Source organism: Streptomyces sp. NPDC102259, from assembly GCF_044766465.1.
In the GTDB taxonomy this organism is placed as follows: Bacteria; Actinomycetota; Actinomycetes; order Streptomycetales; family Streptomycetaceae; genus Streptomyces.
The window spans coordinates 37,185-58,371 of the sequence record NZ_JBIWMA010000001.1 but is presented as its reverse complement, the minus strand read 5'-3'; the positions used below and the strand labels follow the sequence as shown (position 1 = coordinate 58,371).

Annotated in this window: 19 protein-coding genes; 9 read left to right on the top strand and 10 right to left on the bottom strand. The window is 67.0% G+C overall.

What is annotated here, in order from left to right:
• Nucleotides 1-140: 140 nt before the first annotated feature.
• The 4 genes from ACIRPU_RS00310 to ACIRPU_RS00295 form a co-directional block, all read right to left on the bottom strand.
• On the bottom strand, nt 141-998 hold the full coding sequence (locus ACIRPU_RS00310) for a fumarylacetoacetate hydrolase family protein (RefSeq protein WP_403859624.1): 858 nt from the start codon (nt 996-998) through the stop codon (nt 141-143).
• 116 nt (nt 999-1,114) lie between these two features.
• Nucleotides 1,115-1,816 (bottom strand): YidC/Oxa1 family membrane protein insertase, encoded by a 702-nt coding sequence (locus ACIRPU_RS00305; RefSeq protein WP_403859621.1) that lies wholly within the window; start codon nt 1,814-1,816, stop codon nt 1,115-1,117.
• Between the two features lie 96 nt (nt 1,817-1,912).
• On the bottom strand, nt 1,913-2,224 hold the full coding sequence (locus ACIRPU_RS00300) for a DUF6412 domain-containing protein (RefSeq protein ID WP_355701592.1): 312 nt from the start codon (nt 2,222-2,224) through the stop codon (nt 1,913-1,915).
• An 81-nt stretch (nt 2,225-2,305) separates the two neighbouring features.
• Nucleotides 2,306-2,833, bottom strand: coding sequence for a winged helix-turn-helix transcriptional regulator (locus ACIRPU_RS00295; RefSeq protein WP_403859617.1), 528 nt, complete (start codon nt 2,831-2,833; stop codon nt 2,306-2,308).
• A 69-nt stretch (nt 2,834-2,902) separates the two neighbouring features.
• Here ACIRPU_RS00295 and ACIRPU_RS00290 point away from each other — a divergent pair, with 69 nt between their 5' ends.
• The 3 genes from ACIRPU_RS00290 (at nt 2,903) to ACIRPU_RS00280 (ending at nt 5,748) form a co-directional block, all read left to right on the top strand.
• Nucleotides 2,903-4,330, top strand: a complete 1,428-nt coding sequence (locus ACIRPU_RS00290) for an MFS transporter (RefSeq protein ID WP_403859614.1) — start codon at nt 2,903-2,905, stop codon at nt 4,328-4,330.
• 286 nt (nt 4,331-4,616) lie between these two features.
• Nucleotides 4,617-5,372, top strand: a complete 756-nt coding sequence (locus ACIRPU_RS00285; RefSeq protein ID WP_403859611.1) for a hypothetical protein — start codon at nt 4,617-4,619, stop codon at nt 5,370-5,372.
• Nucleotides 5,365-5,748, top strand: coding sequence for a GntR family transcriptional regulator (locus ACIRPU_RS00280; protein ID WP_403859608.1), 384 nt, complete (start codon nt 5,365-5,367; stop codon nt 5,746-5,748). The genes ACIRPU_RS00285 and ACIRPU_RS00280 overlap by 8 nt, the downstream gene beginning before the upstream one ends.
• An 88-nt stretch (nt 5,749-5,836) precedes the next feature.
• Here the strand turns inward: ACIRPU_RS00280 and ACIRPU_RS00275 are convergent, their stop codons facing one another.
• Nucleotides 5,837-6,634 (bottom strand): class E sortase, encoded by a 798-nt coding sequence (locus ACIRPU_RS00275; RefSeq protein WP_403859605.1) that lies wholly within the window; start codon nt 6,632-6,634, stop codon nt 5,837-5,839.
• A gap of 335 nt (nt 6,635-6,969) precedes the next feature.
• Here ACIRPU_RS00275 and ACIRPU_RS00270 point away from each other — a divergent pair, with 335 nt between their 5' ends.
• The 4 genes from ACIRPU_RS00270 (at nt 6,970) to ACIRPU_RS00255 (ending at nt 12,162) form a co-directional block, all read left to right on the top strand.
• A complete protein-coding gene (locus ACIRPU_RS00270; protein WP_403859602.1) occupies nt 6,970-8,445 on the top strand; it encodes a beta-1,6-galactanase in 1,476 nt (491 codons plus the stop codon).
• A 169-nt stretch (nt 8,446-8,614) separates the two neighbouring features.
• Complete coding sequence (locus ACIRPU_RS00265) at nt 8,615-9,643, top strand: SEC-C domain-containing protein (RefSeq protein WP_403859599.1); 1,029 nt, start codon at nt 8,615-8,617, stop codon at nt 9,641-9,643.
• A 126-nt stretch (nt 9,644-9,769) separates the two neighbouring features.
• A complete protein-coding gene (locus tag ACIRPU_RS00260) occupies nt 9,770-10,294 on the top strand; it encodes a very short patch repair endonuclease (RefSeq protein ID WP_403859596.1) in 525 nt (174 codons plus the stop codon).
• A gap of 146 nt (nt 10,295-10,440) precedes the next feature.
• The gene (locus tag ACIRPU_RS00255; RefSeq protein ID WP_403859593.1) at nt 10,441-12,162 is read left to right on the top strand and encodes a DUF262 domain-containing protein; all 1,722 of its coding nucleotides are present in this window, start codon (nt 10,441-10,443) and stop codon (nt 12,160-12,162) included.
• Nucleotides 12,163-12,447: 285 nt separating this feature from the next.
• Here the strand turns inward: ACIRPU_RS00255 and ACIRPU_RS00250 are convergent, their stop codons facing one another.
• From ACIRPU_RS00250 to ACIRPU_RS00240, 3 genes are all read right to left on the bottom strand, one after another.
• Nucleotides 12,448-13,221, bottom strand: a complete 774-nt coding sequence (locus ACIRPU_RS00250; protein WP_403859590.1) for a protein NO VEIN domain-containing protein — start codon at nt 13,219-13,221, stop codon at nt 12,448-12,450.
• Between the two features lie 61 nt (nt 13,222-13,282).
• Entirely contained in the window at nt 13,283-15,127 is a 1,845-nt protein-coding gene (locus ACIRPU_RS00245; protein WP_403859587.1) for a DEAD/DEAH box helicase, read from the bottom strand.
• Complete coding sequence (locus tag ACIRPU_RS00240) at nt 15,127-16,536, bottom strand: transcriptional regulator (RefSeq protein ID WP_403859584.1); 1,410 nt, start codon at nt 16,534-16,536, stop codon at nt 15,127-15,129. The genes ACIRPU_RS00245 and ACIRPU_RS00240 overlap by 1 nt, the downstream gene beginning before the upstream one ends.
• A gap of 123 nt (nt 16,537-16,659) precedes the next feature.
• On the opposite strand from ACIRPU_RS00240, the gene ACIRPU_RS00235 reads away from it, so the two are divergent.
• Both ACIRPU_RS00235 and ACIRPU_RS00230 read left to right on the top strand, forming a co-directional pair.
• Nucleotides 16,660-17,346 carry a hypothetical protein gene (locus ACIRPU_RS00235; protein ID WP_403861519.1) on the top strand — a complete coding sequence of 229 codons (687 nt, stop codon included), beginning with the start codon at nt 16,660-16,662 and terminating at the stop codon, nt 17,344-17,346.
• Between the two features lie 235 nt (nt 17,347-17,581).
• A complete protein-coding gene (locus ACIRPU_RS00230) occupies nt 17,582-18,949 on the top strand; it encodes a DNA cytosine methyltransferase (RefSeq protein ID WP_403859581.1) in 1,368 nt (455 codons plus the stop codon).
• Between the two features lie 60 nt (nt 18,950-19,009).
• On the opposite strand, the gene ACIRPU_RS00225 is transcribed toward ACIRPU_RS00230, so the two are convergent.
• Complete coding sequence (locus tag ACIRPU_RS00225) at nt 19,010-19,603, bottom strand: hypothetical protein (protein WP_403859578.1); 594 nt, start codon at nt 19,601-19,603, stop codon at nt 19,010-19,012.
• Between the two features lie 117 nt (nt 19,604-19,720).
• Nucleotides 19,721-21,139, bottom strand: coding sequence for a PIN-like domain-containing protein (locus tag ACIRPU_RS00220; RefSeq protein ID WP_403859575.1), 1,419 nt, complete (start codon nt 21,137-21,139; stop codon nt 19,721-19,723).
• Between the last annotated feature and the right edge of the window lie 48 nt (nt 21,140-21,187).

Below are 21,187 nucleotides of genomic sequence, written 5' to 3'. Positions count from 1 at the left end.
CCACCCGAAGGGGGCACGGGCGAAACGCGCCCGAAGGGGCGCGGGGAACTGCGCCCGAAGGGGCGCGGGGAACTGCGCGATCAGCCACAGCCGGCCCGCAGCCGACAACCGACCCCGGTCCCCCGCCCCCAGCGGAGCGCTCACGCGTCCTTGAACTCCTGGCGCTGGCGTCCGAGCCCGGCGATCTCCAGCTCCACCACGTCCCCGGCCCGCAGGTACGGCTTGGGCTCCGGCCGGCCCATGGCGACGCCGGCGGGCGTCCCGGTGTTGATGACGTCTCCCGGGTACAGGGTCATGAACTGGCTGACGTACCGGACGACCTCCCCCACCGGGAAGATCTGCTCACCCGTGGTCCCGTCCTGCTTCAGCTCCCCGTTGACCCAGAGCCTCAGGGAGAGGTCCTGCGGGTCGGCGACCTCGTCGGCCGTCACCAGCCACGGGCCCAGCGGATTGAACGTCTCGCAGTTCTTCCCCTTGTCCCAGGTCCCGCCCCGCTCGATCTGGAACTCCCGCTCCGACACGTCGTGCGCGACGGCGTAACCCGCGACATGCGCGAGCCCTTCCTCCGCCGACTCCAGGTAGCGGGCCGTGCGCCCGATGACGACCGCCAGTTCCACCTCCCAGTCGGTCTTGGTGGACCGGCGCGGCACGAGGACGGTGTCGTGGGGCCCCACGACCGTGTCCGCCGCCTTGAAGAAGACGACGGGCTCGGCGGGCGGCTGGGCCCCGATCTCCCGGGCGTGGTCGTGGTAGTTCAGCCCGATGCACACGATCTTGCCGATCCGGGCCAGCGGCGGCCCGATCCGCAGCCCGGTCGCGTCCAGCACCGGCAGTTCCCCGGACTCGGCGGCCTCCCGGACCCGGCCGAGCGCCTCGTCGTCGGCGAGCAGCGCTCCGTCGATGTCCGGGACGATCCCGGAGAGGTCCCGCAGGGTCCCCTCGGGGTCGAGCAGCGCGGGCCGCTCCGTTCCCGTCGTGCCGACTCGCAGCAGCTTCATGGTCACTATCTCCCTCGATCGCGGGGCACCCGTCCGATGGGTGCAGCCATCGGAGGACTGGTCGATCCTCCAAGCTCGCCATTCGGTCCGCAAGCCCCCGTTCACGGACTGGACCGTCACCGGTACAGGACCGCCCGTTCGAGCGCGCTCCAGGTCGTGCTCGTGATCACGTACAGCGCGGCGGCCAGCGGTACGACGGCCACGGTGACCAGCGTGAAGAAGGACAGGAACGGCATGACCTTGGTGATCGCGCCGACCCCGGGCACCTCCTCACCGCCGCCGATCCGGGGCAGCGGCACCCGCTTCGCCCGGACGAAGTTGAAGGAGGCGACGGCCGCGACGACGGCGAACAGCCCGAGGTAGACCAGTCCGGCCGCACCGAACACCCCGCCCCCGTGCAGCGCGTCCGCCCAGTGGTCGCCGAGGGGCGCGGCGAACAGCTGATGTCCGAGCAGGCCGTTGCCCTCGCCGCCGATCGAGGAGCTGGAGAAGAGGTGGTAGAGCAGGAAGAAGGCCGGGATCTGGCAGAGGCTGGGCAGCAGTCCGGACAGCGGCGACACCTTCTCCTCGGCGTGCAGCTCCAGCACCGCACGCTGGAGCTTCTCGGGGTTCTTGGCGTGCTTCTCGCGCAGTTCGGCGATCCTCGGCTGCAACGCCGTACGGGCCTTCTGGCCGCGGGCGGCCGCGCGGGACAAGGGGTGCACGAGGAGTCGTACGAGGGCGGTGAACAGGACGATCGCGGCGGCCGCGGCGGTCGCGCCGAACAGGGGGTGGAGCAGGTCGGCGAGCCGCTCGACCAGACTGGCGAAAACGGACATGGGTGGGGAGCCCTCCGGGGGTCTCGTCGTGCCGAGAAAACGGGATGACGGCATGACGACCCGCGCGGGTCACCCACGTGACGGTGGAGAGCGGCCCTACGCGACGGTCGTCGGGAGGGCGTGGCCGGGCGCCCTGGGGCGCGGGCGGCCGGAGGCGTCGGGGTCGCGTTGCGGCAGGAAGGCCGTACGGCGGGCCCGGTCCCTGATGGCCGTACGCACCCGGGTGGGCGGGACGGCGGGGGCGCTGCGCGCCGCGACCAGGGTGCAGACGGCCAGCGCTGAGCCGGCCGCGGCGGTGGCGGCGAGCGCGACGGCGGCGGAGAGACTGGCGACGTCGAGGAGCACGACGTCGAGGAAGAGGAGGAAGAGCACGAGGGCGGGACGCGGAACGAACCGACTACGAATCACCCTCGCCCCCCTTTCTCTTCGGCCCCGGCACTCGCCGGTTGTGACTGTCTCCGGCTCTGGTCTCTGTTTGTCTGAAGTCGGTTATACCTGACCGACATCGATCGGCTCCAGCAGCCTCCTCGGCTTCAGCAGCGCCCGGCTGACCGGATCCGCCGGATCGGGGTCGAGCCCCGGCCCCGGCTCCATGAGGACGTCCGGGACCGGTACGACAGTTCCGCAGGCGGGACATTCGCCGTACGGACCGAGTTCGGTGCCGCAGTCCGCGTGCCGGAAGGTCCGCAGCCGGGCCTCGCCGAAGTGCTCGCGGCCCCAGAGGCCGAGCGAGCGCAGGGTCGGCCACAGGGCGATGGCACGGTCGGTGACGACGTACTCGTCACGCGGCGGGGACTCCTGGTAGCGGCGCTTCTCGAGGATGCCCTCGGCGGTCAGCGCCTGGAGACGGGCGGCCAGGACGGCGCGCGGGATGCCGAGGTGGACGAGGAAGTCGTTGTAGCGCCGGACGCCGTAGAGCGCGTCGCGGACGATCAGGAGCGTCCAGCGCTCGCCGACCACCTCCAGCGCCCGAGCCATCGAGCACTCCTGTGTCGCGTAGTCCTTGCCGAGTGCCATGACGCCCACTGTAGCCATTTGCCCGGGGTTGGTTCAATGACCGAACCAAGGGTGCTAGCGTACGGACCCATGAGTAGGTTCATTGACCGAACCGAGCTGCGTGCGGATACGGTCCCCGCCCTCGACGCCGAGCCGGTGACACCCGTCCGCGCCCGCGCCACCCTCGCCGTGACGAGTGCGGCCACCGCCCTCGCCCTGATGACGTACACCGCGCCCGCGGTCACGCTCGTGGACACCGCCGCCGCTCTGCACACCGCGCCCTCCGCCCAGGCCTGGCTGCTCAACGGCACCCCGCTCGGCCTGGCCGCGGTGCTGCTGGTCGCCGGCAGCCTGGCCGACGACCACGGCCGCCGCCGGCTCTTCGTGTCGGGCACCCTGGCCCTCGCCCTCACCACCCTGCTCGGCGCACTGGCGACGACGACCTGGCAGTTCACCATGGCCCGGGTCGCGCAGGGCGCGTCCAGCGCGGCGCTGCTGGCGAGCAGTCTGGGCCTGCTGGTGCACGCCTTCCCCACCCCGCGCGGCCGGCTGCACGCCACCGGGGTGTGGGGCGCGTTCGTCAGCGCGGGCATCGCCGCGAGCCCGGTGCTCAGCGGCGCACTGCCCGGCTGGCGCCTGGTCTACGTCCTGCTCGGCGCCGCGACCCTGCTGGTCGCCGCCATCGCGCCCCGCGTCCTGACGGAGTCCCGCTCACCGCGCGGCGGACGCCCGGACCTGCCCGGCGCGGCGGCCTTCGGCGCGGCGACCGTCGCCCTGATCGCGGCCCTGACGCTGGGCCGGGACGGCTGGCTGCGGGCGCCGGTGGGGCTGCTGCTCCTGGCGTCGCTGATCCTGCTGGGGCTCTTCGTGGTCATCGAGCGCAGGGTGGCCACCCCGATGATCGACCTCTCCCTGCTCCGCAACCCGGCGTTCCTCGCCTCCTCCACCGGCGGGCTGGTGACCGGCCTCGCGGTGATCGGCCTGTTCAGCTTCCTGCCGACGGTGCTCCAGAAGTCGCTGGGCATGTCCCCGATGGCCACCGCCTGGCTGTTCCTGCTCTGGTCCGGCCTGTCCTTCGCGGTCGCCCTCCAGGCCCGCCGACTGGCCGGCCGCGTCCCGACCCGGGTCCAACTCGCCCTCGGCTTCGCCCTGCACGCGGTGGGCGTCCTGGCCCTGCTCGGCGCGGTGGACGCGGGCTCCTGGCGCCGGATGCTGCCGGGTCTCGTCCTCGCGGGCGTCGGCAGCGGCCTCCTGAACGCGGCGCTGCCCCTGCTGGCGGTGGAGTCGGTGCCGGCGGCGCGAGCGGCGATGGGGTCGGGCGCACAACAGACACTGCGCTACGTCGGCTCGTGCGCCGGCGTGGCCCTGACGATCGCCATCGCCACCGGGACGGGCGGCGGGCTCGCCCAGGGGACGGATGTGGCGATGGCGGTGTCGGCGGGACTGGCGGCCCTCGGGGCCGCGGGCGTGCTGGTCGCACTGGGCGTGACGCGCGCGGCGACCGCGGCGAGGGGCTAGGCCACGTCGAGCTCCCGGGAGCGGAACTGACGGTTCCGACGGAACCGCGGGAATCGACGGACCCGACGGACCCGAGGGAACCGACGGACACGCCAGCACCGACACAACCGACGCAGCCCGAGGGACCTGCCGACACGGACGCAACCGACGGAACCGACGCAACCGACGCAACCGACGCAACCGACCGGACACCCGGCGGGTACTTGTATCAACCGATTGACACAAGATGCGGCTCCCGGCATCTTGTACTCACCGCTTGATACAAGTACGCACCGGGGGACCCGACATGCTGGACACCGTTCCACCTGAGCGTCTGCTCGCCCGCGCCGACCTCTGCGCCCGTTGGGCCGGGCTGACCCTGGGCGCCGTCGTCGCACAGCAACTGGCGGTGCGGGACAGCGACGATGCCGCCATGACCTTCCTCAGCGCGGTCACCGCGTTCGGACTGTGCGCGGTCGGCGGCGTACTGCTCGGCGACTCCCTCACCCCCGCCCCTCTCGAAGCGGTCCGCACCGCCAGCCTCGCCCCGCGTCGGGTCCGCGACCATGTGCCGCCCCGGATGGCCCCGCTGCTGCTCTTCCAGACGGCGTGTCTCGTCGTCCTCCTGGCGATCGGGGCCGCCGCGGCCTCTCCCGACTCCATGGGCCGGGCGGGCCGGGCCGTCACCGTCACGTGCAGGAGCGTGACCAGACCCCTCGGCCCCTGGCCCGGCATCTTCTACGCCACCCCGATCCTCGCCTCCCTCGCCCTCGGCACCGCCGCCTGCGTGTGGGCCCTGCGCCGCATCGCCCACCGCCCGGGCGAGAACCAGCGGCGCCACGACCGCTCGTGGGCGATCACCGCGGCCTGGGGACTGCTGGTCTCCAGCCAGCTGCTGCTCGTCCTCGGCATGATCGGCAGGGTGCTGTCCCGCACGACCTGCGCCGGCATGCTGGGCAACGTCACCGCCCTGGTGATCTACCCCCTGGGCCTGCTGAGCCTGTTCACGCTGGGATGGTGCCTGTTCACCATCGTGATCCCCCGGGCCGTCGGCGATGAGTGAACCCGCGGTCCGCGTCGACACCACGAGCCAGGTGCCGCCGTTCGAGCAGATCCGCGCCCAGCTCGCCGCCCTGATCGTCACCGGCCGGCTGACGGAGGGCGAGCGCCTGCCGACCGTGCGCCAGCTGGCCTCCGACCTGGGTCTGGCCCCGGGCACGGTGGCCCGCGCCTACCGCGAGCTGGAGGCCGCCGAGCTGATCCGCACCCGTCGGGGCGCGGGCACCCGGGTGGCGGCGCCCCCGGCCGAACCGGCCCGCCCCGACCCGGACCAACTCGCCACCCTGGCCCGCGACTTCACCGCCTCCGCGCGCGCCATCGGCGCCGACACCGAGGCCGTCCTGACCGCCGTCCGAGAGGCTCTGGCGGAGGGGTCCTAGGCGGAGTTCGCGACGCGTCAAGCGCCACGCGGACACGTTCGGCGTCACCTTCGTCAGCTGCGGGACCGGGCGGTGGCGCGGCGGCGCGCTACCCCCGGGGCAGGGTCGCGACGAGCATGCCCCACACGACCAGGCGGTACCGGGAGGTGTACTCGGGCGTGCAGGTGGTGAGGGTGAGATAGCGGCCGGAGGCGTCGTAGCCGTGGGCCGGCTCGGTGAGGGAACGGGGCACGGGCCGGATGACGCCCGCGTCGCGGGGTGAGGTCTGCGGCAGGATCTTGTCGACGAGGTAGGTGTAGGTCGCGTTCCGGGTCTCCACCTCCACCTTGTCGCCCTTCCTGAGGCGGTTGAGATACCGGAAGGGCTCGCCGTGGGTGTTGCGGTGCCCGGCGACCGCGAAGTTCCCCTCCTGGCCCGGCTGTTGGGTGCCGGCGTAGTGGCCGACGTACCCCTTGTTGAGCACCTTCTGCTTGCTGGTGCCCTCGGCGACGGGGACGCGGAGATCGAGCCGGGGGATGCGGAGCACGGCGTAGGCCTGGGAGGAGCGCGGGGTGGTGGACGACGACGTCGTTCCGCCCTGCCCGGCGCCGCCTTCGGACGCCGAGGGCGCGCCCTCGGACCCGCCGGCGGAGCCGCCCCCGGGCTCGCCGCCACCGGTGCCGGTGGCGTCACCGCCACCCGTGTCGGCCCCCCACTCCCGCTCCAGCGCCTCCACCCTCCGCTCGGCGCCGCCCTTGGCCTCCCGGTTGGTCCACCACAGCTGATGCACGACGAGGAGCAACACCAACACCCCTGCGGTGACGAGGAGTTCGGCGCCGCTGAACAGCACCCGCCGGTACCGGGCACGCCGCCGCCGGGTGCTGTGCTGTACGAGGGGAATCCGCACGCGGGCACGATAGGCGGAGGGGGACGAGGTCTCCAGACCGTTCGCCCCCTCGAACCCTCCCCCACCCTTTCTCCACAGGTTTGAGAAAGGGCTGTCAGAACTCTCGACAACACCACGGGCCGCACCCGATGCTTCGTGACGCACTGAACACCGACGTACTCGCCGTACGGACGGACGCACGGACGCACGGACGCACGGACGCAATGAGCACAGACGTACTGACGCACTGACGCACGCACCGGTGCACTGCCGCACGCACACCCGTGCACCGACGCACCCGACGACGCCGGTTGGGACGACCGGCGGTCGATCGCTGTCATCGAAGCGGAGAAGTCATGATCCGACGCAGGACACTGCTGGCGGCCACGGGCGGCGCGCTCTTCGGAAGCGCCCTCGCGACGGGCACCGCCCACGCCGACGCGACGATTTCCGTCAACCCGTCGACGACGTACGGGACCTGGGAAGGCTGGGGCACCTCCCTCGCCTGGTGGGCGAACGTGTTCGGCGCCCGGGACGACTTCGCCGACATCTTCTTCACGACCAAGTCGGTCTCCTACAACGGCAAGACCCTCCCCGGTCTCGGCCTCAACATCGCCCGCTACAACCTGGGCGCGTGCAGCTGGAACACGGTCGGCGGCTCGAGCATGGTGGCCTCTGCCAACATCCCCGCGTTCAAGCAGATCGAGGGCTACTGGCAGGACTGGAACAACGAGGACCCCACCTCCTCGGCCTGGGACTGGACGGCGGACGCGGCCCAGCGCGCGATGCTCCAGAAGGCGGTGTCGCGCGGCGCGACGACCGAGCTCTTCGCCAACTCCCCCATGTGGTGGATGTGCGCGAACCACAACCCGTCCGGCGCCTCGGGCGGCGGCAACAACCTCCAGACCTGGAACTACCGTCAGCACGCCTCCCACCTGGCGGCGGTCGCGCTGTACGCGAAGTCGAACTGGGGCGTGAACTTCGCGACCGTCGACCCCTTCAACGAGCCGTCGTCGTCCTGGTGGACGGCGACCGGCACGCAGGAGGGCTGCCACATGGACGCGACCGTCCAGTCGGCCGTACTGCCGTACATGCGCAGCGAGTTGGACAAGCGGGGCCTGACGGCGACGAAGATCTCGGCGTCGGACGAGACGAGCTACGACCTCGCCCGCACCACGTGGAACTCCTTCTCGTCGACGACGAAGGGGTACGTGAACCGGGTCAACGTCCACGGCTACCAGGGCTCGGGGGGCCGCCGCGACCTGCTCTACACCGACGTGGTGACGACGGCCGGCAAGGCGTTGTGGAACTCGGAGACGGGCGACAACGACGGCACCGGCCTGTCGATGGCGAGCAACCTGCTCTACGACTTCCGCTGGCTGCACCCGACGGCATGGGTCTATTGGCAGGTCATGGACCCGTCGTCGAACTGGGCGATGATCGCGTACGACGCGAGCACGCTGGCGGCGGGCGCGGTCACCACGAAGTACTACGTGATGGCCCAGTTCAGCCGGCACATCCGCCCCGGCATGACGATCCTCGACACGGGCGTGAGCTACGCGGCGGCGGCGATCGACAAGACGGCGAAGCGCCTGGTGATAGTCGCCGCCAACACCTCCGCCTCGGCCCAGACCCTGACCTTCGACCTCTCCCGCTTCACGACGGTGTCGGGTGGCTCGTCCGGCCTGGTCCCCCGCTGGAACACCGTGACGAGCGGGTCGGGCGACCTCTACACCGCCCGCTCGGACACGTATCTGAGCGGCAAGACGATCAGCGTGCCGTTCGCGGCGGGCGCGGTGCAGACGCTCCAGGTGGACGGGGTGACGATCTAGGTACCACCGGTACCGCCAGAGTCCTACCACCAGACGATCAAGGCACAGCGGCTGATCGACCTGGAGATCGACGACGCCGTCCGGTCCCTGACCGACTCGGGGAGCTGATCTGCCGCTCTGGCCAGCAGATATCTCTCTTTCGTCACCGGGCGGCGCTACGGTGTCAACCATGCGCCCCGACACGCCTGCCGAGAACGTCGACCACACCGCCGAAGCGGCACGCCTGGAGCGGACCGCCGGCCTGTATCCCGAGGACGCGGAAGCCCTGCTGTTGCAGGCCGCGGCCCACCTGGAACTGGCCGGCGACCGCCCCGCCGCGACGACCTTGTACGACCGTCTCCTGTCCTCCGCGGAGGGTCCGGAGAACCTGGACGCCCCCCACCTGGTCCGCGCCCTGAAGGCCGCCAACCTGTGGGAGTACGGCCACGAGGCCGAGGCCCGAGCCATCATCGACGGCATCCGGGCCGCGGCCCCCCGCGACCCGGCCCCCTGGGTGATCGTCGCGGAGTCGCTGGAAGCCCACGACGAGCTCGAGGCGGCGCAGAAGACGTTCACGGAGGGCGTGACCCTGCTCCTGGCGGACGTCCCCGAACCCCCGCCGCACGCCTCCCACCCCCTGCTCTTCGGCCGCCATCGGGTACGCCGGATGCTGGGCGCGGCCCACGACGACTGGGACGTCCTGGCCGACACCCTCCACTCCTCCCCCGTCTCCCTGGACGAGCTCCACGACCCCAAGCGCGTCTGGTCCCTGGGCTCGGACAACCCGGCGGAACTGGAGGCGGAGATCTCCCGTCTCCGCGCCGAGCTGGGCGCGTACCGCGAGGAGCTGTCCCGCCCGTTCCCGGTGGCCGTCCTGCACTGGCCGGCGAGCGAACTGGCGGAACTGATCGCCGCGTACCCGTCGCTGTCCGACGAGTACCCCTCGCACGAGGAGCACCTGACGGGCATAGAGGCGTCACTGCGCGAACTGTCCGCCTCGGGCACGGCCAACCTCGGCATCGTGACCGGCACAGTCCCGTCCTACGAGGCCTTCGCAGCCTCCGAGGGCACGTCCCCGGCAGACACGGACCTACTCCCCCAGTACGCGACGACACTGGCAGCCCGGGGGCGGGCGGTGGCTTGGCCACCGGAGCGGGGGGCTTCTTGCTGGTGCGGGTCGGGGCAAAAGCACGGGGTGTGCCACGGGGCGGTGGCGTAGAACGGCAAAGCAGGGGGAGACTCCGCACCCGGCACTCGGCTGGTCCGGCCGCATCGCGTCCGCGATGGACTTGACGGGTCAAACAACCGTGTCCCTCTGGCTGCGCGCCGGTACTACGCTCGTCATGTGTCCGAAGATTCCCCGTGGGAAGCGCCAGAGGGTTCCTGGGCTTCGTCCGCAGCCCGCCGCCGCAACATGCAGGCGATCCGCAGCCGTGACACGAAGCCCGAGAAACTGATCCGCCGGCTGGTCCATGCCCAAGGGCTGCGGTACCGCGTCGCGGCCCGGCCGCTCCCGGACCTTCGCCGGACAGCAGACATGGTTTTCCGCCCGGTTAAGGTGGCGGTCTTCATCGATGGCTGCTACTGGCATGGATGCCCGGAGCACTACGTCCCGCCGAGGACGAATTCCGGCTACTGGTCAGCGAAGGTACTGCGCAACATGGAACGTGACCGCGACACGGACCAGCGGCTCCGGGAAGCAGGCTGGCTAGTACTTCGATTCTGGGAACACGAGCCGGCCGAAGAATGCTCGCTTGAAGTCTCCAAGGCGGTAGCCGACAGGAAGGCGCTGCACAGCAAAGACCGGCCTGTAAGCCGTCAGGCACAGGCCAGGAGCTCAGAGGTTGAGAACCCGGCTTCCCTCAGTTAGCCAAGGGCCCCGGTCACGCACCCTTACGCTATGTCCAGCGAGCGCGGTGGTAAGCGGCTTCTGTGGGGGAGGCTGTCTGGCTGGCTCGCCAGAGGCACAGCGGATGCGGGCAAGCCAGCCGCGACGCGCGGAACCATGGGGGCAGAGTGGCGGTCGAGCGCACCAATCGCGACGTCCGAACACTGATCACGCAGATCGCGGACGGGGAGATCATGCTTCCTGAGATCCAGCGTGGTTACGTGTGGAAGGCTTCGCAAGTTGCCAGGCTTATCGAGTCGTTGTACCGCGGATATCCGGCGGGCTCGCTTCTCTTCTGGAAGACCGGCCAGCCCGCCGAAACTCGCGGGGCAGCGATCGGTGTGACTCAGGCTCTGCCAAGTGTCATGCCTCTCTACCTGCTCGACGGCCAGCAGAGACTCACCTCACTCTTCCGCGTCCTGACCGATCACGCAGAGGCTCAGGTCGTTTTCAACATCGAGACCGAGGCCTTCCAGAACCAGAGCGCGGCTACCCGGCGGAACAAGAAGTGGATCAAGGTTTACGACGTCGTAGGCCCCGAAGCCGACGTCTTCGCTATCCATAGCGACCTCAAGGGCGCCGGGCTCGCCATCCCAGACGCTGAAATCGGGCGCCGCCTGAGCGCACTTCAAAAGATCACCCAGCGTGACTTCCACATGGAAGTGCTGCACGACTTCGAATACGAAGAAGTCGCTGACATCTTCGTCCGAGTAAACAGCGGCGGCCGAGCGCTCAAGACAACAGATCTCGCGCTTGCGACGCTCTCCGCGCGCACGCCCGGCTTCCTGGGACAACTGGAGACGGAATCAGCACGCTGGGCAGAGCGCGGGTACGGTGCCCTCGATGTCAACTTCCTTATCAAAGCACTGACGTTGAGCCTGTCGACCACAGGCAAGCGTCTGGCGTCCGTAGCCAAGCTCACCGCCGCTAGCAAAGAAACTGTCGAAGCGGGGTGGGTGCACGTCCATCGAGGGCTCGCCCGCGTCGTACCTCTCCTTGAGGAGAAGCTTCAGATCCCCACCACCGCTCTGGTGCCATCGCTCGCCGCCCTCCACCCGCTGATCCTTTTCTACGGGGGCCACGAAGAGGACACGAAGATCGCCGCCGAAGTGGAGAACGGCCTTCTCTATTGGTTCCTGGCTGCTACAGCCCGCAACCGGTACGGCGGCGCATCAGACACTGCTCTGACACAAGACATCAGAATGCTCGACGCTGAAAATCCTGTGCCAGCATTGCTGTCCAACCTGGGAATCCGCGACGGCGGCATTTCCGTCACCGCAGGTGACTTGGCCGGGCGCAACCACCAAAGCCCTTACTTGATGTTCTGTTACCTCGCAGCGGTCCACGCGGGTGCTACTGACTGGTGGGACGGCGGGCCCATCTCAGGGGGTGTCGACCGGTCGGGTAAACCGCAGTACAGCCTGGTGCATCCGGCTGCCAAACTGCGCACTTGCGGCAGCGAGTACTCCTCCACCGAGATCAACGAACTCGCAAATATCGTGTTCGTGTCCGAGCAGACGGCGAAGAACATCATCGGCAGTCGCTCCCCAGCCGCCTACATGCCGAGCGTAGGCGCCAGCGACCGTGCGGCGCACGCGATTCCGAACGACCCCGCAGTACTTGAACCGGAGGGGTACCGAGACTTCCTGGCTGCTCGGAGAGCTCTGCTCGCGGAACGGATCACAGCCCTTCTCGACCGGTTCCGGCCTGACTTCCTGCCCAAGGACGCCACTGCCACATCGACCCGGCCACCGCGATCGCTGGTGTTCGCTGGATACACGGGAGCCGGCCGGAGCGTACTGGTGGCGGAGGCCCGCAGCCGACAACCAGAGCTGGATCGGGTGGATTGACCCCACGGAGTTCGAAGCAGCACTAGACGCTGCCTCGACCGGCCTCGCCAGCGATGTACCGGTTGGCGACGAGATAGCGCCGCTGCGTGTCGACGACGAGAGCAGCGTGACCTTCGGACTCGGTCCGTTCGTGATCCGAGGGTCACTCGATCAGTGGCGCACCACCGTCAAGGACGCATTCGAGGACGCGCAGCCCCTTACCGAGTGTCCAGAACCCAACGACGACCAATGGCTCGCGGAGCCGGAAGAGTTTCTGCTCTCGGATACTGGAGTGCAGAACGTGGCCTAGCGCTCGGACACTCCCCTGAGTACCTCGGGCGCCGATTCGACGAGTATCGACGCGATGCTCGGAATACCAGGCACTGGTACCTCAGGGGGGATATCAAGTCGGCATGATTGCCAGCGTCCACGTGTCGTCCTGTCCGAGGGAACGTGGTCCGCGATCCATTCCCTTGGCACTGCGGCCACTTCTTTGAGTTTCAGCTCCGGAGTCAGACGGACTGCCACAAGTTCCCACGCGGGGTCACGCAACATCGTCTCGTACTCGTTGCGCGAGATGTATATGGTGAGTCGGCCCACTCGCAACGTGGTCTTCACTTCCAGGTGGGCTGAGTGCTGAGACGCATCTACGAAGATGTCGTAGCCGTAGCCGTCAGACCATGCCGCGACGTGTTCCACTCGGCCTTCGGCTGACTCAGACAGCAGTTCAAGGAGCGCGAGTTCACCGGCTGAGCCAATCCGGGACCGCTCCTCGGTGTCCACTTTTCCCCAGACAGCACCCACTTGCGCGTACGCCTCTTCTGGGGAGAGGCCGAGGGCCTCTGCGGCGCACAAAGCGTCCTCGGGGAGCTCGTCCGGCCGACGCACGAGCAGATCAGCGTCCCGGAACCACGGCACATCGCTGTGCGCCATCGCTGAGTCGAAAACTTGGCAGTTCACAGGCACACCACTGTTCACCTTGTCCAAGAGGCCTGCTTCCCGGATCCAGGCGTACGCCGCGTCGTACTGCGTCGGCGTTATGTCACTGAAATCGCTGTGCGTGGTAAACAGAGCGCGCACTCGGGCGACCCCGCTGACTGGAAGTCTCTCCAACCAGCGGACCGCCGCACGAAGGACTGGCTCAGGCGGCACGGGCACGGAGATGACCCATCAGCGCCTGAAGGTCTCGATGGTCCAGGCCACCGCCAATCGCCGGCTCTTCCTCAAGGTCAGCCAGTTGCTGGACCGCCGGATCGTCGAGGATACTTCCCATGAACTGGAGCTTGTCACTGAGCCGTTGATCAACGACTTCGTCAATCGTCCCCTCAGAGGCAAGCACGGTAATCCGTGTCTCCGTCTCCGGAGCGAGGCCGAGACGGTGAATTCGATCGAGGCTCTGCAGGAATCGGCCTGCCGCAAAATCGCGGTCGACATAAACGGCGTCATGGCAGTGGTGGTGAAGACTGATGCCCTCGCCGAGGGTACCGGGGTTGGACAAGAGGACCATGCAGTCGGGATCGTGCCGGAACCGCTTGATTGCTGCCTCACGGTCAGCGTCGCCCAAGGCACCGTAGACAAGGGCGGGCGAGAACTCACTGAGCATGCGCTCCAGCGTGTTGAGGCTACGTACGAACGTCGACCACACCAGGGTCTTTCGTCCCTGAGCCGCGTTCCGGCTGATGATCGCGAGGACCTCACGGTACTTCGGCGACATCTCGTAACTCGGCAGGTCCCGCATCAGCTCGAAGAGAGGCGTTCCCTCAGGCACGGTCAGCGGAGGCACCTGGTATGACAGCGGTTCATAGCGGGTGGTGCCGACAGCGAGCAGCGCAGGGCTGGTCGCCGCCATCAGCATGTAGACGATGATCTTTCCCAGAGCGAGGAAGTCGCCTTCCGAACCAGCGGCACGGGCGGAGAACCGTCCGACCAGGGCCTCATACACCTCTTGGTGCAAAGGCGACATAGGCACAGGCGTCAGATTCGTGGACACAGGTGGCAGACCAAGCTCACCCTTGGTAGTGCGCGTAAACAGAGGGCGCAGAACTTGGCTTGCCTTGGCAAGATCCCCGCCGGCCACCGCCTGGATCACCTTCTGGCGTCCATGGCCAGGCCATACGAACCCGAAGAGGTTCTCCAGGTCCTTGACGCCGTTCGGAGCCGGCGTCCCCGTAAGAATGAGCCGGTGCCTGCTTCGGGGACCGAGGGCGAGGCAGGCAGCACCATCGGTGCCGTCGGCTCCGCGCTTCATCCGGTGCGCCTCGTCGAGCAGGAGCATCGAGGGTCGTGCAGCCAGCCATTGGCCGAGTTCATTCACGACGCCGTCCTGGCGCAGGCGCTCGTAGTTGACGATGAGCGCATCCGCGCCCGGATCGGCGTCCTTGGAGAACACATCCATGCTAAGCGGTTCACTGAGACATTTCTGATTCTCGTACTTCCAAGACTCGTAGCAGGACTTCGGCCCCACGATCAGAAGCCGCTCAATACTCTTGCTGCGTCGCAAAGAGTGAAATACGGCAAGACCAACACGAGTCTTACCGGCACCGGGTACGGAGAAGTTGGCTCCGTGCCGCAGGGAGAGCAATTTCGCGATATCCCGGCGCTGGAACACCGTGAGATCCGCAATCCAGTCCGGGCCGAGCAGGCTCCCAACGTCCTCTGGGGCTACCTCCCCGTCTGAACCAGCCGTTGAGTCAAGACGTTTGGCAACCGTCTGTGCATCCACAGCAGAATCTGTAGCCAGAGCGGCCAGCTGAGGATCCCATGCCACACTGCTGGGCTCGGGCCAAGTAGCGAGCGCGACCAGATTCGTCAGGAGGTCATCGATCTCAACCTCCATGGTCCCCAGTGAGCGCTGCACGCTGCTCTGAAAACGCAGGGCAAGGCGGCGAAGGTCACTCTCGTACCCGGCTCCAGCCCGGAGCCGTGCTCGGGTCACCCCGTCGCCGAAACCGATCTCAAGACTGGGCGCAGGAGACTGCCCCGCCATCAGTTCTCCCGGGTGGAGTCGAGCAGCCAGGCAACCCCATTGCCGGGCGAACTGAAGGTGCGTCCCGCCTGCTTCGCGAGCCGGGTGAGACTGGCCTTCAGAGTGAGCAGCGCGTCGTCAAAGGCATCCTCGTCAAGTGCCCGCTTGGCCTTGGCGTCGGCGAACTCGGCGGCACACTGGTTGACGTAGTCAGCGGCGTCCGTGAGGCGCTCCGGGACAGCCACCTGACGCTTCTGGAGTTCGACGTTCGCTCCGGCCAGTTTCACCGCAGCGTCGAAGGTCTTGCGCGCAGACTTGATCAGCGCATCTGCCTGGGTCACGGTCGGGCCATCCAGCGTGTCACCGGCCTGCGCCGCGGCCTTTGCCTGCAACAGGGCATCGGTAAGAGCGCGAGTGGTCTTGACCGCAGCGGTGGCGTCCTGGACCGACACACCTGCCAGACCGGGAATTGCCACAGCGGCCGACTCTTGAACTGAAGGTCGCAGTTCACCCGGCAGACGCTCTTCGAGATAACGGCTGTGGAAGTCCGCTTCCGCCAGACGCACCGTCGTCTTCGCGTAGTTCAGCACCACCATGGCCAGACGCGATTCCTTGAGCTGCTCAGCAGCGTCCGGGTCGGTCTTGGCGAGCTTGGTGTAGTCACGGTGAAGCTCGCGCAGCTTCTCTTGTTGGTCCTCAAAGTCGATCAGCCGCAAGGCGGCGCCGTTCGCGGTCTGGCTGCGGTCAATCGCGTCCTTGATCAGCTGGTAGACCCAGCGGTCCTGCTGGAGGGTGGTTTTCTTGATGTTGAAGTCACGCGCCACGTCCTCCTCACGACGGCCGTCGGCGAGCTCATCTTCGATCGCGATGAGGCGGTTGATGTACGAGTACTCTCGGCGCTTGTCGCGGCGCAACTGCAGTGCAAGCTCAACGCTGTTGATGTCACGTCGGGACGTGTCCGCGGGGAGGACGCCGACCCGGATGTTCTTGATGCCCAGGTCTTTCAACGCGGCACAGCGGGTGTTGCCATCGACGAGGATGCCGTCCGGGCTGATGATGCCGGGCTCCCTCTGGCCCACGTCGTCCAGCTCATCCTGCAGCGCCACATAGTCTGGGTCGGTCTGGCTCGGGTTCGAGGGCCGACAACGCAGCAGGTCATGCAGATACGTTTGTGCGGATTCGCTCCACGGCTCCTCTTCCAGGACCCGGTTGCGGTCGGGGTTGAGGGTGCGCTGAGCGCGAATACGGTGGGTGTCTGGGTTGAAGTAGAGCATGTCGACTGGCATGGAGATCACATGCAAGTGCTTCTGCTCACCACGCCACTCCACGGTGATCTTCGCACCGCCCTCGGCCATGGCCTGCTTGAGCCGCTCGTCCACCAGCGAGCGAATTTTCTCACCCTCGGGCGGGACGCCGAACTTCACAGCCATAACCAGAGCCTCCAAGGAGCCAGACGCAGCGTGCAGCAGCATCATTGCAGGCCCCGCTGACAGAGGGTGTACCGATGTTCCACAATCAACGTCTCGATCACTTGGAGAACGGAGCACGACGTGATGCCGCCCGCTTGGAACGACCCTGAGCTCAAGGCTGGAACCATGGTCCGCGGGGCGCTCTGGCTGGTCCAAGTGATCCGCGAGGGGAACACCTTCACCAAGGAGCAGATCCGCAACGCCTTCCCGGGAATCTCGCAGGCGGACCGGCGCATACGCGATCTCCGTGACTACGGCTGGGTCCTTCTCACGAACTCCGACGATGCAACGCTCGTCGCTGAGGACCAGCGCTTCGTCAAGGCGGGCGTCCCTGTCTGGGACCCTTCGGCCCGCCGCGCTGCGGCACCGCAGAAGACCATCTCCAACAAGGAGAAGCAGGCCGTCTTGGCCCGCGACGACTACATGTGCAGCGTTTGCGGTATCTCCGGGGGCGAGCCGTACGTGGACGATTCGAACCAGACTGCCGTGCTCTCCATTACTCGTCGCGAGACCGTACTCCCGGATGGCCGGGAGCGGACCCTGCTGATCACGGAGTGCAAGCGATGCCGGGCAGGAAGTGACAATCATCCCGCCAGGGCCGACGAGGCAGTGGCTGACATCCGGTCCCTCGACCCAAGCGATCAGCGCCGCCTCCTCCGGTGGATCGAGCGCGGGCGGCGGGGCTCTACGGCTCTGGACCGGGCCTGGAACGCCTACCGGCGGCTCCCGGCCGATGCACGGGATGAGGTACGAGCGGCTCTCGAAAGCTGATCGCCTCCTGTGCATTATGGGGTGTTTGGGGCAAGCGGGGTTCGTGCCTGCCAGTGCGTCACCGTAGACTTCACTATCTCGCCCGGCTTGCCATCCCTACTGGGTGACGACATCGAAGATCGACGACTAGGGTGCTGCTGCGGGATGTTCAAGCTTGCGCCCGCTGTGATAGTGAGCCGAGCGCAAAATGTTCGGCCCCGCGCTGGCTTAGCCTGCGCGCCTGAAAGGAGATCGAATGGCGGCGTCAGAGCGCGACAGACAGCTCGAGGTCGTCGAGATCTGCGCGGGCGCGGGGGGTCAGACCCTCGGACTGGAGCGGGCTGGATTTCGCCACCGTGTCGCAGTGGAACTCGATGAAAACGCTGCGCACACACTGCGTTGCAACCTGCAAGAAATCCTTGGCTACAGTGAGCACGAGGCAGCAGAGACCGTAGCGATCGGCGATGTTGCCGACCCAGAGACCTGGACGCCGACAGAGCACAAGGGCGTCGACCTGCTCGCCGGCGGTGTCCCGTGCCCGCCCTTTAGCATCGCGGGCAAGCAACTGGGCGCCAATGACGAACGCGATCTCTTTGCCTGGGCGGTCGAACTCTGCGGCGAGATCCAGCCGAAGGCACTCCTGCTGGAGAACGTGCGGGGGCTCAGCGCGAACCGCTTCACGGCCTATCGGCAGCATGTCCTTGATCGGCTTCACGAGTACGGCTACATCGGTGACTGGAAGCTTCTCCATGCCAGCGAATTCGGCGTCTCGCAGCTCAGGCCGCGCTTTGTGCTAGTCGCCCTCAAGCGAGAGTACGCGGAGTACTTCGAGTGGCCGACACCCCGCGAGGAGGAGCCACCCACAGTGGGAGAGCTCCTTAAAGACCTCATGGCGAGCAACGGCTGGGAAGAGGAGCAAGTCACCGAGTGGGTCAAGCGGGCCGACCGCATCGCGCCGACAATCGTCGGCGGTTCCAAGAAGCACGGTGGCGCTGACCTCGGTCCCACACGGGCAAAGCGGGCATGGGCGGACCTCGGTGTGGACGCCATGGGTGTGGCTAACGAAGCCCCGCAGAAGGGATGGCGAGCGCCAGACGGCGTCCCGGGACCGAAGCTCACCACCGCCATGGTTGCCCGAATCCAGGGCTGGCACGACATGGAGGCGCCCAAGGGGAGCGACTCGGCCACATACGGCGACTTCCGCTGGAAGTTCCACGGGCGTAAAACGTCTGTCTACCGACAGATCGGCAACGCCTTTCCTCCGCCCGTGGCCAAGGCACTGGGAGTTGCCATCCGGAAGGCCATCCGCCAGGAGGGGGAGCGTAAGACCCTCGTGGAGAATACCGACCGAATCTTGGACCCCGTTTACAAGCTGCTCCGCGGTCTGGACCGGCCTCTGACTGTCGACCAGATCATTGAGAAGCTCGCCAAGAAGGGCACCGTCCTTGAACAGCCGGATGTCGAGCGACGCCTGAACCATCTTGGTCACGACTTCGTGGTACAGATGACCGCTCGGTCCAGCGGTGTCATCGCCTACAGTCTCGGCGAGTTCAAAGCCTTCACCGGTCAGGACGACCACCAGCGGCACGATCTGTTCACTCAACTCCGGGCAAAGATCAGCTAGTGCGGTGTGAGAGCAGCAGGGCGGCGCTTCATGCGATGGCGTCGCCCCGCAGTCGGAGTGCTACTCCGCCAGTCTGGTCTTCAAGCTATCCTTCTCAACCTCGGTGAGAGACTCAGTCTTATTGATCACCTTCGCTATGAGCTCCGGCACCTTGGAGTAGTCGATTTCCAGGTTGGCCAGGGTGTAGTACTGGCTGCCATCAGCCTCAGACGTAGCGATGTTGAACCCCAGCTCGCGTAGCTCTCTCGTGCGACGCTCTGTATGGATGTTGTCGCGGGTGGCAAGGCGGAGCTTGTCGCTATCGACCGGCTTACCGAGGCTCCGCAGGAGGATCATGAACAGAAGTTCGTGCACCTTGCTGCCGTAGAGGACCTTGAGGAAACGCTCTGGGATCCGGTCGGCGTAACGGTTCTCCATCTCAGCCTGGATGCAAGCCCGCAGCTCCGCGAACTCAGGGCAATGAGACGGCAGTTGCGAAAGAAGCAGCGCCTGCATGGACTGAGCAAGTTGGCGCTTCGCAAAGAGGTAAGCGTCGATGAGGGCATCCGGCGAGGCGTCCTCCCGCTCGAAGGCAGAGCTTAGCTCGCGCACCGCGTAGGCCGATGTCGGCTTGAGGCTCCTCCAGACCTCAGACTCCTCGTTCTCTGCTGGCACGGCAGCATCCCTTCTTCATTGTGGGAGTGGGTCGGACGAAAGCGCGTGACGCAATGGATCGCGCGACGATTTTCAATCCATACGCAAGGGTCGCGGGCAACCTGACCACAAGCGCGATCAGTCAGTGGGGCGTTGGTTCTCCGCGGCCTGCTCCGAGGCTAGGGCGCTCAGAATTCCGCGGTCGGCTGGAGGTACGGCCCCCAGAAGGTCAAGAAACCACGGTGCGATCCACGAAGACTCCCGATGGATCCATTCCCCGGAGGGCAGCACCGTGCCAGGCTCCCAATCGGGTGCAGGCCGGTCGCTTCCCCGCGCAGCAGCGGCAATGTCGACCCGAGGCTCCTCCTCGGAGACTTCCCGCCGCTGCAACTGTGCTGTGACGCCGATCAGCCACCACTGGACGAGCCGAGCCGCAGCCGTCGGCGACTCCATCATGTTGCGTACGGCCGGGGAGGTCAGCCCAGCCGACCGGTAGGCGGCGATCGGCAATTTGCTGGGCGGGGCTAGTTGCGCAGCTGTCCTCGCTGTGACCACTGCGCCGTCCTCCAAAGTCGGCGGGATGAACGTCGCGGACACTCGCCGGATCTCTTCATAAGTGTCGTCTGCGAGGTCGGCATCCAAGTAAGCGCCCACACCCGCGTAGAAGTCCGGCGGGGTCTCAAGGCGCAGCTCAGCGCCAGCACGGCGATGGATCTCGTCCAGGAGCGCCGGCCAAGGGCGCTGCTTGCCATTGCTGATGTCGTACCAGTCCTCCTTGACGTCGTTCGACACAAAGAGCACTCGCCGGCTCCCTTCGGGAAGGAGAGCGGCCCGCTCGATCACTTCCTCCCATATAAGGAAGTCGCCAGCCGCCATCAGCGGAGTGCCCTTGTCGAAGTCCGCGAAGCCTGGCGGTATCTGGTTGGGGAACCGGAACGCCACAGCTTCGTCCAGTCGTTGCTGGAGCAACTGATCATCTGGTTGATTGCCGATGCGATCTCCGTAGAGGTCTGCCACCCGAGGCAGGATCGGATCGGCCGTATCGACGTTGACGGGGGTCAGGTCGTGCCCGTTCTTCAGCATGCCCAAGTGGGCCTTGAATACATCGCGGTATGCAGAAAGATGCTCGTCGACGGCAGCCTCGCTGACCAATTGGTCCAGGGCGTCGATCTCGGCTGGCACCCGCGCGTACTTCTGCAGCTGTGCCCGTACGGTGTCCTTCGCTTCGATGATTGCCTTGCGCGCGGCTGTCAGCTTGGCGTTGACGGACTTCGATGCATCGGTGAGGACCCGTTTGCGTGACTCCAAGACGCTACGGCGCCCACGCACGAATTCGAGCCCCACCTGGTATGGCATCCACAGACGCTCCGACACTTGGCCCAGGGCGGTGAGGACTTCCTCTCGGGACTCAGCCGTGTACTCGTAGAGGCTGAGCAGTACGTTCGTGTCCAGAACGATCAGAGCATCCTGGAAGAAGGCGAGGCGGGCAGTGTCCTGAGGCGACGGCACGGGTTGGAGCCAGGCATGGAACCGCCGAAGCAGTACTGGATCCTCCATGTGCACATCCCCCTGAACTCGCTTGCTCTCAGCCTGAGATCATCCTGA

Bases quoted from the DNA above. Each gene is read 5' to 3' on its own strand.
- ACIRPU_RS00310 (WP_403859624.1), bottom strand. From the start codon at position 998: ATGAAGCTGCTGCGAGTCGGCACGACGGGAACGGAGCGGCCCGCGCTG.
- ACIRPU_RS00305 (WP_403859621.1), bottom strand. From the start codon at position 1,816: ATGTCCGTTTTCGCCAGTCTGGTCGAGCGGCTCGCCGACCTGCTCCAC.
- ACIRPU_RS00295 (WP_403859617.1), bottom strand. From the start codon at position 2,833: ATGGCACTCGGCAAGGACTACGCGACACAGGAGTGCTCGATGGCTCGG.
- ACIRPU_RS00290 (WP_403859614.1), top strand. From the start codon at position 2,903: ATGAGTAGGTTCATTGACCGAACCGAGCTGCGTGCGGATACGGTCCCC.
- ACIRPU_RS00285 (WP_403859611.1), top strand. From the start codon at position 4,617: ATGCTGGACACCGTTCCACCTGAGCGTCTGCTCGCCCGCGCCGACCTC.
- ACIRPU_RS00280 (WP_403859608.1), top strand. From the start codon at position 5,365: ATGAGTGAACCCGCGGTCCGCGTCGACACCACGAGCCAGGTGCCGCCG.
- ACIRPU_RS00270 (WP_403859602.1), top strand. From the start codon at position 6,970: ATGATCCGACGCAGGACACTGCTGGCGGCCACGGGCGGCGCGCTCTTC.
- ACIRPU_RS00265 (WP_403859599.1), top strand. From the start codon at position 8,615: ATGCGCCCCGACACGCCTGCCGAGAACGTCGACCACACCGCCGAAGCG.
- ACIRPU_RS00245 (WP_403859587.1), bottom strand. From the start codon at position 15,127: ATGGCGGGGCAGTCTCCTGCGCCCAGTCTTGAGATCGGTTTCGGCGAC.
- ACIRPU_RS00240 (WP_403859584.1), bottom strand. From the start codon at position 16,536: ATGGCTGTGAAGTTCGGCGTCCCGCCCGAGGGTGAGAAAATTCGCTCG.
- ACIRPU_RS00235 (WP_403861519.1), top strand. From the start codon at position 16,660: ATGCCGCCCGCTTGGAACGACCCTGAGCTCAAGGCTGGAACCATGGTC.
- ACIRPU_RS00230 (WP_403859581.1), top strand. From the start codon at position 17,582: ATGGCGGCGTCAGAGCGCGACAGACAGCTCGAGGTCGTCGAGATCTGC.
- ACIRPU_RS00220 (WP_403859575.1), bottom strand. From the start codon at position 21,139: ATGGAGGATCCAGTACTGCTTCGGCGGTTCCATGCCTGGCTCCAACCC.